Source organism: Leisingera sp. (assembly GCF_034669605.1).
Lineage (GTDB): Bacteria > Pseudomonadota > Alphaproteobacteria > Rhodobacterales > Rhodobacteraceae > Leisingera.
On the sequence record NZ_JAXMOX010000188.1, the window covers coordinates 1 to 9,031 of the forward strand.

The following is a 9,031-nucleotide window of genomic DNA, read 5'->3' on the forward strand; positions in this document are numbered from 1 at the left end:
TGATGTCGCCTGCGGGGCAGGGGCCGTTTGTGAAACGCCCGGCCGCCGGGCTGGCGGCGGAGACGGTGGCGGAGCTGTGCACCGAGGCCGCGGGCGGTTCGTTGTTTCTGGACGAGGTGCAGGCGCTGCCGCAGCTGGCGCAATATGCGCTGCTGGCGCAATTGGAACAGGGCGGCGGGGTGCGCATCCTTGCCGGGTCCAGCGCCGGTCTGGCGGATAAGGTGCAGGCAGGCGGGTTCAGCCCGGACCTGTTTTACCGGCTGGATGTGATGCGGGTGCGGATCCCGTCGCTGGCCGAGCGTCCCGGCGACATTCCGGTGCTGTTCCGCCATTACGTGGCGCAGGCGGCGGAGCAGGCGGGGATCGCGGCGCCGGAGATTTCGCAGGAGCATCTGGCGGCGCTGATGGCGCAGGACTGGCCGGGCAATGCGCGCTCGCTGATGTCGGCGGCGATGCGGTTTGTGCTGGGGATGCCCGAGGAAGCCGGGGCAGCCGCGGGGCTGGGGCTGGCAGAGCAGATGGCGCAGGTGGAGCGGTCGCTGCTGATTGCGGCGCTGGGCCGGGCCAACGGGCGCGCGGCTGCGGCCGCCGAAGCCCTGAAGCTGCCGCGCAAGACGTTTTATGACAAGCTGGCCCGCTATGGCATCCGGCCCGAGGATTACCGGCGCTGAGAACGCTGGCGGCCGCGGTGCCTTGCGGCTGGTCTGGTCCGGCACTGCTGCCGGAGTATTGAGGAGGCGGCGCCGCCGGAAACCCCGGAATGGGGCAGGGGGCGGAGGGAGGATGGGGTTTTAATCCCAGCCCCGCGTGAAGCCTTCGTTTCGGGGCGCCCCTGCACCCAATGAGGAGGTGGTCTTGGGGGCCCTGTGATCTCCTGGTGGTGCGGGGTGTCAGTCCGCACCGTGTGTCGCGACGGAGGAGAGTATCGCAGAGCCGCGTTAAGGACCGGCAAGCGGGGCGTGCGCCGGGGGCGCAACACCCCTGACCGGGGCGCCTGCGGATCTGTCGTGAGGGCGAGCAATTGCATGATTCCCGGGTTTTCTGTCCGGCGTTACATTTGTGCGGATTTCCGCACAAAGCCGGGAGCGCCCTGTGCGGGATTTCGCACAGCTTTGACGTCCCTCGTCTGCGGAGGAATCAGTGATTTCGGTAAGCTATTGCTGGAATGCGGAAAATCCGGGCCTTTGATGAGTCCCGAATCAATTGTTGAGGGGTTTTGCGCAACTTGGGATGCTTTGGGCGGGCTTCAGCCATGCGCTGAATGCAACATCGGATTTACGAGAGATTTTTCTGGGAGGAAAAGACCATGAAATTCCTGACCACCGCCGCCACCGCACTGGCACTGGCCATTACCGCAGGCGCTGCTTCGGCAGCCTGCGACGACGGCGAAATCGTGGTGAAGTTCAGCCACGTCACCAATACCGACAAACACCCCAAGGGCATTGCCGCCTCGCTGCTGGAAAAGCGCATCAACGAGGAAATGAACGGCACCATGTGCATCGAGGTCTACCCGAACTCGACACTGTATAACGACAACAAGGTGCTGGAGGCGATGCTGCAGGGCGACGTGCAGCTGGCCGCGCCGAGCCTCTCGAAATTTGAGAAATTCACCAAGCAGTTCCGCCTGTTCGACCTGCCGTTCATGTTCAAGAACATCGAGGCGGTGGATGCGTTCCAGGGATCGGAAACCGGTCAGGAAATGCTGGATTCGATGCAGCGCCGGGGCCTGCAGGGGCTGGCCTACTGGCACAACGGCATGAAGCAGATGTCGGCCAACAAGCCGCTGGTGGAACCGTCCGATGCCAACGGGCTGAAGTTCCGGGAGCAGTCTTCGGACGTGCTGGTGGCGCAGATGGAAGCGATTGGCGGCAGCCCGCAGAAAATGGCGTTTTCGGAAGTTTACGGCGCGCTGCAGCAGGGGGTTGTGGACGGGCAGGAAAACACCTGGTCCAACATCTATGGCAAGAAATTCTTTGAGGTGCAGGACGGTGTGACCGAGACCAACCACGGCGCGCTGGACTATCTGGTGGTGACCTCGGTCGACTGGCTGGACAGCCTGGAGCCGGAAGTGCGCGACCAGTTCCTGACCATCCTGAACGAGGTGACGGCGACCCGCAACGCGGAGTCGACCAAAGTGAACGGCGAAGCCCGCCAGGCGATCATCGATGCCGGCGGCGTGGTGCGCGAGCTGACGCCTGAGCAGCGGGCAGCCTGGGTCGAGGCAATGAAGCCGGTCTGGGAGAAATTCGCAGGCGACGTCGGCCAGGAGAAGATCGACGCGGCGCAAGCCATCAACGCAGGCCTGTAAAACAGGCCGCATCCGGGAGGCCCGCATCGGGGCCTGCCGGCTGCAGGCAGCGCGGGGATCCGCTGCCTGCACCCTTTTTCCGAAAATCTGGGAGGCAGCCATGGCGGGGTCCGGAACCGGCCCGAGCGGGCTTATCAACGCACTCGAAGAAACCCTGATCGCGCTCCTGCTGGGGCTGATGACGGCAATAACTTTCGCCAATGTGATCGCGCGGTTTGTGTTCAATTCCAACATCCTGTGGGCGCTGGAACTGACCGTGTTCCTGTTTGCCTGGCTGGTGCTGCTGGGGGCGTCCTACGCGGTAAAGGCGCATGCGCATCTGGGGGTCGATGCCATCGTCAACATGCTGGCGCCGGGTGCGCGGCGGGCGGTTGGCCTGTTTGCGGCCGCCTGCTGCATCGTGTTCTCCTTGCTGCTTTTGAAAGGCGCCTATGACTATTGGGCGGTGTTTGCGGATCTGCCGCCCACGTCGGGGCGCTGGTTCCCGACCGGGTTCGACATGACGGCGCGCAGCCAAAGCTTTTACGAGGTGCAGGATGTGCCGATGGTGGCGGTCTTCAAGTTTCTGGAAGATCTGATCAACTACGGCGAGTCCTACGAGAAGCTGCCGAAAGTGGTGCCTTATGCGGTGCTGCCGGTGTCGATGCTGCTGCTGGTGTTCCGGTTTATTCAGGCGGCGGTGCAGATTGCCCGCGGCGACGTGGACCGGCTGGTGGCCAGCCACGAAGTCGAAGACGAGCTGGACGCCGTGCGGGCGCAGCGCGGGGAGAATGATTGATGGAAGTGGTTATTCTCTTTGCGATGGTGATCGGCCTGCTGCTGATCGGGGTGCCGATTGCGGTGTCGCTGGGGCTGAGCTCGACAATCTTTCTGCTGATTTATTCCGACAGCTCGCTGGCATCGGTCGCAGGCACGCTGTTTGAGGCCTTTGAGGGGCATTTCACCCTGCTGGCGATCCCGTTCTTCATTCTGGCCTCAAGCTTCATGACCACCGGCGGCGTGGCGCGGCGGATCATCCGGTTTTCGATCGCCTGTGTCGGCCATCTGCCGGGCGGGCTGGCGATTGCCGGCGTCTTTGCCTGCATGCTGTTTGCGGCCCTTTCCGGCTCCTCGCCTGCCACCGTGGTGGCGATCGGCTCCATCGTGATCGCGGGCATGCGGCAAGTGGGCTATTCCAAGGAATTCGCGGCCGGTGTGATCTGTAACGCAGGCACCCTGGGCATCCTGATCCCGCCGTCGATTGTGATGGTGGTCTATGCGGCGGCGGTTGAGGTCTCGGTGGGCCGGATGTTCCTGGCCGGTGTGATTCCGGGACTGATGGCGGGCCTGATGCTGATGGTGACCATCTATGTGATGGCCAAGGTCAAGAACCTGCCCAAGGGCGAGTGGAAGGGCTGGGGCGAGGTCTTGACCTCGGCCCGCGATGCCGGCTGGGGGCTGTTCCTGATTGTGATCATCCTGGGCGGCATCTATGGCGGCATCTTCACCCCGACCGAGGCGGCGGCGGTGGCGGCGGTCTATGCTTTCTTCATCGCCAGCTTTGTCTACAAGGACATGGGGCCGCTGTCGAACGGCGAGGGCGGGGCCAAGACGCCGCTGATCAAGAAGCCTTATGCGCTGCTGACGGCCTTTCTGCACAGCGACACCAAACACACGCTGTTCGAGGCGGGCAAGCTGACGGTGACGCTGCTGTTCGTGATCGCCAACGCGCTGATCCTGAAGCACGTTCTGACCGACGAGCAGGTGCCGCAGCAGATTGCCAATGCGATGCTGTCGGCAGGTTTCGGTCCCATCATGTTCCTGGTCATCGTGAACGTGATCCTGCTGATCGGCGGCCAGTTCATGGAACCCTCGGGGCTCTTGGTGATCGTGGCGCCGCTGGTGTTCCCGATTGCCATCGAGCTGGGCATCGACCCGATCCATCTGGGCATCATCATGGTGGTGAACATGGAGATCGGCATGATCACCCCGCCGGTCGGCCTGAACCTGTTTGTCACCTCGGGTGTGGCGGGGATGCCGATGATGGGGGTGGTGCGGGCGGCGCTGCCGTTCCTGGCGGTGCTCTTCGTGTTCCTGATCATGATCACCTATATCCCCTGGCTGTCCACCGTGCTGCCAAACGCGGTGATGGGGCCGGAGATCATAACCAATTAGGATCATCACCAATTAGGCAAGTGCCAAACAGAAAACGCCCCGGGAGACCGGGGCGTTTTTCGTTGCAGGGGGGGCGCTGCCCCTCTTGGCCTTTGGCCAATTCACCCCGGAGTATTCAGGGAAAAATGAAAACCTCCCTGGCTTCATCTTTCCTGAAAATACTCAAATCCGAGGTCCGCGCCAAAGGGTGCCGGTCAGCTGGCTTCCAGCGCGGTGATGATCGGCGAGAAATCCGCGGCCCGGAGGCTGGCGCCGCCGACAAGGGCGCCGTCGACGTTGGAGACGGCAAAGATCCCGGCGGCGTTGGAGGGTTTGACCGAGCCGCCGTAGAGCAGGCGGAAGCCATCAGCGGCGGCGGCGCCGAAACGGGCGGTGAGTCCGGCGCGCAGGAAATCATGCACCTCGGCGATCTGCTCCAGCGTCGGAACCCTGCCGGTGCCGATGGCCCAGACCGGCTCATAGGCGATCACGGTGTTTGCGCCGGTGGCAGACGCCGGAACGGACCCCGCAAGCTGGGTGCCTGCAACCTTGAGCGTGTCGCCGGCTTCGCGTTCGGCCAGGGTTTCGCCGATGCAGATCACCGCGGTCAGGCCCTCTGCGATGGCGGCTTCCGCCTTGGCGCAGATCTGCGCGTCGGTTTCACCGTGGTCGGCGCGGCGCTCGGAGTGGCCGAGGATCACGGCGGCGGCGCCTGCGTCCTTGAGCATGGCTGCGGACAGGTCGCCGGTGTGGGCGCCTGCGGCATTGGCGTGGCAATCCTGACCGCCGATGGCAACAGCGCTGCCCCGGACGGTATCTGCGGCGCGTGACAGCAGGGTTGCCGGCGGGCAGATCAGGATCTCCGCAGCCGGGCCGGCATGGCTTTCGGCCAGGGCCGACAGTTCTGCCAGGCTGCCGCCGGCGCCGTTCATTTTCCAGTTGCCTGCTGCCAGTTTCCGCCGCATGGGGGTATGTCTCCGATCCTCGTTATTTGGGCGTGACAGGTAGCACCGGCGGCGGGTTGGCGCAATTCGCTTGACCGCGGGGGCGGCAACAAAAAGGGCGGGAAAGACCCCGCCCGGTGATTGCATCCCGGCTGGCCCGGATCAGGCGCCGGGCAGTTCCTTGAAGCTGATCGATTCGCCGCAGCCGCAGGCATCCGCAACATTGGGGTTGTTGAACTTGAAGCCGCTTTCCAGCAGCGTCACCTCATAGTCGATCTCGGTGCCGAACAGGAACATCTGCGCCATCGGCGCGATCAGGATGCGGGCGCCGTCCTGCTCCACCACCTCGTCGTTGGCGGAGGGTTCACTGACGTATTCCATGGTGTATTCCATGCCCGCGCAGCCGCCTTTCTTGACGCCGATGCGCAGGCCGGCGTGGCCGTCCTTGGCCATCAGCTTGGCGATCTGCGCTGCCGCCTTGGGCGTTATGGTCACAGCCTGTTTGCCGGGAATGCCGAACATGGGTTTCTCCTTACACTTAGTCCCTATCTAGGGCCGGTGCTGCGGCGGCTCAACCCCGCAAACGTCCTGGCAGGGGCTGAACATATATTCGTGATGCGGAAATGAAAGGGCCGCGGCGGCAGTTTTCACAGTCCGCGGGCGTCACAGCCCCATGCAGTTGGCGTAATGGGTGACGGTGGCGGGCCAGTCGGAGAAGACGCCCGCGCCCCCCACGTCCTGTGCCAGCACATGCAGCAGCTGGTAAGAGAGACCATCATCGCGGGGCAGTGCGTCGAGCGATTGAAAGTACCATTCGCCGCCCTGCAGCGGGCCGGAACGTTCCAGCGTCCAGGTGATCAGCTGCAGTCCGGCGGCTTTGGCCGCAATGGCATAGGCGGAGGGGACAATGCGTCCGTCCCGGACGGTCACCAGCATCCAAAGGGGCGGTGCCAGGTAGTTGACGCCCTGCGCCTTCAGCGCGGCGAAGTCGTGAGGGAAGGTGGCTGGATCGCTGTGATCGAAGCCTTCCTGGCGGTAGCTGCCGTCGAGCAGCACCGCCTGGCGGCCGAAAGCCGGTTCGTGTTCGATCCAGTAGAGGATGTCGTCCAGGCTGAAGCTTTGCACCCGGACGTCTGCAGGGGCGATGCCGGCCGCCTTGTAGTCATCGATCAGCTTTTGCGCGAAATCCTGTTGCGTGAAACCGTTGAATGGCATCGGCACCGCGGGGGCCTTCAGCTCGGGCATGAATTTGGCGCCGAGGCTTTGGAACAGGGCAATCGACTCCGCATGGGTCAGGGTTTGGGCGGCGCAGGATTGCAGCCTATCCCTGAGCGCGCCGCCGGGCAGCCGGCTGATCAGATAGGCCGGGCGGGGGCCGTAGCTGAGCGCCAGGGGCTCCGCGGCGGCGGCGGCGGCAAGGAGCAGCAGGGCGGCGGGCAAGAGGGCAAGGCGCATGGGGCGGCTCCGGGTCTGGGGCTGCCGCAGCTTAGGCCCGCGGGGCGGAAAATGAAAAGGCCCCCGCAGGTGCAGGGGCCGGATCAGTACACAGGCTGTGCGGGCTTACATGAAGCCGAGTTCCAGGCGGGCCTCGTCGGACATCATCTCCATCCCCCAGGGCGGCTCCCAGGTGAGTTCGACGTCAACCGTTTTCACACCGGGCAGCGGTGAGATGGCATCGACAACCCAGCCCGGCATCTCACCCGCGACCGGGCAGCCCGGCGCGGTCAGGGTCATGATGATCCTGACGTCGTTCTCGTCGTTGATGTCGATCGTGTAGATCAGGCCCAGCTCATAGATGTTCACCGGGATTTCCGGGTCATAGACGGAGCGGCAGGCGTCGGTCACGGCCTCGTACAGCGGGTGGCTGACGGAGGAGGGCGCGATCAGCGGTGCGCCTTCAAGCGGTTCGGAAGGATTGGTCATGGGGATCCCGGTCTGATATTCCGACGATTTATATAGGGAATCTGCGGCCCGGCGTCCAGAGGCGGCGCGCGCCGCAGCGGGAATGTTCTGTTCCTCACCCTTTCGTGAAAATTTGATTTGCGCGGGCAAGCGCGCTAAATTGTGGTTCCCCCAAGATGAATTTGTAAACGCTGCCCGAGGGATGCGGGCCGTGCGCCGGCGTCCGGCCACGGGGCTGCCGCGTGCGGGCCGGACCGGAGAGAGGCCATGCCAGCGAAAACCGCGACCCGCAGATGCGCGACCACCGCCGCCCTGGTGCTGGCGGGCGGTTGCCTGGCTGCGGGCGGGACGGCCGGCGATGCCTGGGCAAACGGGGCGTGGCGCTGGCAGCTGACGCCCTATGTGCTGGCACCGTCGGTGGAAGGCACAACCGAGCTGGGGCTGGCGGGGGGCGGTGTCTCGATTGATGCGGGGTATGTTTTTGATCAGCTGCAGGCCGGCGGGATGCTGGCGTTCGAGGGGCGCCACAGCAGCCGTTTCGGTTTCCGGCTGCGCTATGCGGTGATGGATTCGGACTGGACGGCGGGAAGCTCAGCCGGTGCGGTGGCTGCAGCCTATGACCAGAACATAGCGGAGGCGGTGGTGACCTACAGCTTTGGCCAGGGGCGCGACCGGTTCGAGGTTTTCGGCGGGCTGCGCCACTGGGATGTGGATGTGACGGCCTATCTGCCGGGCGGTGCGGTGCGGCGCGGCGGCACTTGGACCGACCCGATTGCGGGGCTGCGCTGGGAACGGCAGCTGTCGCCGCGCTTCAGTCTTTCCCTGGAGGGCGACATCGGCGGCTTTGGCGCCGGGTCCGACCGGAGCTGGTCCGCCATGGGCGGGCTGATCTATCACCGCTGGGAGCGGGCCTCGATCTATGTGATGTACCGCGGGCTGGGGGTGGATTATCAGGACGGCACCCGCGGCACAGACGGTTTCTTCCGTCATGATGCGGAGACGCACGGGCTGCTTGCGGGGGTGGGGTTCAGGTTCTGACGCCTGCCGCGCCCTGCGGGCCAGGCGGCAGAGAAGCGCCGCCCGGCTTGCTCTCAGTTTTTGAAATCAGTTCTTGAAATCAGTCGTTTATGTCGTGGTTGAAGGTCTTTACCTGGCCCTTGGGCAGGGCAAAGTACCGGCGCATCACCAGCCAGGCGGCGAGCGACAGCACGGCAAAGATCAGCAGCAGCGGCGGCAGGCCAAGGCCGGCCCCCGCCAGCAGCAGCAAGGCAACGGCAGCGGCGCCGATGGCAAAGCCGAGGAAAACAAAGCCGGGCACCAGAACCTCCAGGATGGCCAGTGCCAGCGCCGCGGCGCCCCACACCCACCACAAGGCCCAGAACGGCAGATCCATCATTTGCCCCCTTTCAGCATTTTGAAGGCATCGCCAAAGGCCTCAAGCGCGTGGGCGGGCAGCACGATGGTCTGTTTGCCGTCGCCGTTGCCCAGCGCATTCAGCGCCTCGACCTGCTTCAGGGCAACCTGATACTGCGCGGCCTCGATACCGTTTTCGGCAATCGCCTTGGCGACCACTTCGGTGGCATAGGCTTCGGCCTCGGCCTGGATGCGGCGGGCCTTGGCGATCTGTTCGGCGGCGTACAGCTCGGCGTCGGCGGACAGTTCCACCGCGCGCTTCTGGCCCTCGGCCTCGGTCACCTGGGCGCGGCGGGCGCGTTCGGCGTTCAATTGCTGCAGCATCGCGTCG

At 64.6% G+C, this 9,031-nt stretch carries 10 protein-coding genes and 1 pseudogene; 5 read left to right on the forward strand and 6 right to left on the reverse strand.

Translation table 11 applies throughout. The annotated features are described in order from the left end of the window. The 4 genes from VOI29_RS19370 to VOI29_RS19385 all read left to right on the forward strand — a co-directional run. A partial coding sequence (locus VOI29_RS19370) for a sigma-54-dependent transcriptional regulator (RefSeq protein WP_323782495.1) occupies positions 1–671 on the forward strand: 671 nt, incomplete at its 5' end. 635 nt (positions 672–1,306) lie between these two features. Continuing rightward, entirely contained in the window at positions 1,307–2,308 is a 1,002-nt protein-coding gene (locus VOI29_RS19375; RefSeq protein WP_323782498.1) for a DctP family TRAP transporter solute-binding subunit, read from the forward strand. A gap of 100 nt (positions 2,309–2,408) precedes the next feature. After that, positions 2,409–3,086, forward strand: a complete 678-nt coding sequence (locus tag VOI29_RS19380; protein ID WP_323782502.1) for a TRAP transporter small permease — start codon at positions 2,409–2,411, stop codon at positions 3,084–3,086. Continuing rightward, positions 3,086–4,462, forward strand: coding sequence for a TRAP transporter large permease (locus tag VOI29_RS19385; RefSeq protein WP_323782505.1), 1,377 nt, complete (start codon positions 3,086–3,088; stop codon positions 4,460–4,462). The genes VOI29_RS19380 and VOI29_RS19385 overlap by 1 nt, the downstream gene beginning before the upstream one ends. A gap of 194 nt (positions 4,463–4,656) precedes the next feature. Here VOI29_RS19385 and tpiA read toward each other — a convergent pair whose 3' ends face one another. The 4 genes and pseudogenes from tpiA to VOI29_RS19405 all read right to left on the reverse strand — a co-directional run bounded on the left by tpiA (position 4,657) and on the right by VOI29_RS19405 (position 7,308). Further along, positions 4,657–5,406, reverse strand: a complete 750-nt coding sequence (tpiA, locus tag VOI29_RS19390; RefSeq protein WP_323782508.1) for a triose-phosphate isomerase — start codon at positions 5,404–5,406, stop codon at positions 4,657–4,659. 141 nt (positions 5,407–5,547) lie between these two features. After that, positions 5,548–5,907 (reverse strand): HesB/IscA family protein, encoded by a 360-nt coding sequence (locus VOI29_RS19395; RefSeq protein ID WP_024090564.1) that lies wholly within the window; start codon positions 5,905–5,907, stop codon positions 5,548–5,550. Positions 5,908–6,048: 141 nt separating this feature from the next. Next, positions 6,049–6,714 (reverse strand): annotated as a pseudogene (locus tag VOI29_RS19400) (glycerophosphodiester phosphodiesterase); the annotation flags it as partial. A gap of 231 nt (positions 6,715–6,945) precedes the next feature. Next, complete coding sequence (locus tag VOI29_RS19405) at positions 6,946–7,308, reverse strand: SUF system Fe-S cluster assembly protein (RefSeq protein ID WP_323782510.1); 363 nt, start codon at positions 7,306–7,308, stop codon at positions 6,946–6,948. Between the two features lie 246 nt (positions 7,309–7,554). On the opposite strand from VOI29_RS19405, the gene VOI29_RS19410 reads away from it, so the two are divergent. Next, on the forward strand, positions 7,555–8,325 hold the full coding sequence (locus VOI29_RS19410) for a hypothetical protein (protein WP_323782513.1): 771 nt from the start codon (positions 7,555–7,557) through the stop codon (positions 8,323–8,325). A gap of 79 nt (positions 8,326–8,404) precedes the next feature. Here the strand turns inward: VOI29_RS19410 and VOI29_RS19415 are convergent, their stop codons facing one another. After that, complete coding sequence (locus VOI29_RS19415; RefSeq protein WP_416361565.1) at positions 8,405–8,683, reverse strand: hypothetical protein; 279 nt, start codon at positions 8,681–8,683, stop codon at positions 8,405–8,407. Continuing rightward, positions 8,680–9,031 (reverse strand): SPFH domain-containing protein (locus tag VOI29_RS19420; RefSeq protein ID WP_416361566.1); only part of this gene is annotated, 352 nt, incomplete at its 5' end. The genes VOI29_RS19420 and VOI29_RS19415, both read right to left, overlap by 4 nt.

Bases quoted from the DNA above. Each gene is read 5' to 3' on its own strand.
- VOI29_RS19385 (WP_323782505.1), top strand. From the start codon at position 3,086: ATGGAAGTGGTTATTCTCTTTGCGATGGTGATCGGCCTGCTGCTGATC.
- VOI29_RS19405 (WP_323782510.1), bottom strand. From the start codon at position 7,308: ATGACCAATCCTTCCGAACCGCTTGAAGGCGCACCGCTGATCGCGCCC.
- tpiA (WP_323782508.1), bottom strand. From the start codon at position 5,406: ATGCGGCGGAAACTGGCAGCAGGCAACTGGAAAATGAACGGCGCCGGC.
- VOI29_RS19415 (WP_416361565.1), bottom strand. From the start codon at position 8,683: ATGATGGATCTGCCGTTCTGGGCCTTGTGGTGGGTGTGGGGCGCCGCG.
- VOI29_RS19395 (WP_024090564.1), bottom strand. From the start codon at position 5,907: ATGTTCGGCATTCCCGGCAAACAGGCTGTGACCATAACGCCCAAGGCG.
- VOI29_RS19375 (WP_323782498.1), top strand. From the start codon at position 1,307: ATGAAATTCCTGACCACCGCCGCCACCGCACTGGCACTGGCCATTACC.
- VOI29_RS19410 (WP_323782513.1), top strand. From the start codon at position 7,555: ATGCCAGCGAAAACCGCGACCCGCAGATGCGCGACCACCGCCGCCCTG.
- VOI29_RS19380 (WP_323782502.1), top strand. From the start codon at position 2,409: ATGGCGGGGTCCGGAACCGGCCCGAGCGGGCTTATCAACGCACTCGAA.